Raw genomic sequence first — 782 nt, 5'->3', positions numbered from 1 at the left:
AGCTGGTGGAGCAGCAGCAGTCCGACGGCGGTGACGGCGGTGCCCGTGATCGGGAACACCTTCCAGCGGCCGGTGCGGCTGACGATCTGCCCGGAGCCGGTGGAGGACAGCAGCATGCCGGCCACCATCGGCAGCATGTGCACCCCGGACAGGGTCGGGCTGATCCCGTGCACCACCTGGAGGAAGGTCGGCAGATAGGTCAGCGCGCCGAACATCGCGAAGCCGACGATGAAGCTGATCACGGCGGACAGGGTGAAGGTCCGCACGCGGAACAGCTTCAGCGGCAGCACCGGTTCGGCGGCCCGGCGCTCGACCGCGACGAACGCGACGATCAGCACGGCGCCGAGCACCGCGAGCCCGATGGTCTGGGGCGACGCCCAGGGCCAGGTGGTGCCGCCGAGCGAGGCGACCAGGACCAGGCAGGTGGCGACGGAGGCGATGAGCAGGGTGCCCAGGTAGTCGATGACGTGCTTGGTCGACCGGCGGGGGATGTGCAGCACGGTCGCGATGACGACGAGCGCGACGATTCCGACGGGCACGTTGACGTAGAACACCCAGCGCCAGCTCAGGTGTTGTGTGAACAGCCCGCCGAGCAGCGGCCCGAGCACGCTCGTCGCGCCGAACACCGCCCCGAACAAGCCCTGGTAGCGCCCGCGTTCACGGGGCGGCACCAGGTCGCCGACGATCGCCATCGACAGCACGATCAGCCCGCCGCCGCCGAGTCCCTGCAGCGCGCGGAAGCCGATCAGCTGGGGCATGTCCTGCGCGGCCCCGCACAGGGC

General features: G+C 70.6%; 1 protein-coding gene. It reads right to left on the bottom strand.

Features of this window, described 5'->3' with window-relative positions:
• Positions 1–782, bottom strand: a 782-nt coding sequence (locus LPA54_RS33645) for an MFS transporter (protein ID WP_228984503.1), incomplete at both ends; no start/stop codon positions are given.

This window comes from Streptomyces sp. DH12 (assembly GCF_020873895.1).
Lineage (GTDB): Bacteria > Actinomycetota > Actinomycetes > Streptomycetales > Streptomycetaceae > Streptomyces.
Note: the sequence above shows the minus strand (reverse complement) of the source record. Positions and strands in the feature narration are given on the sequence as shown.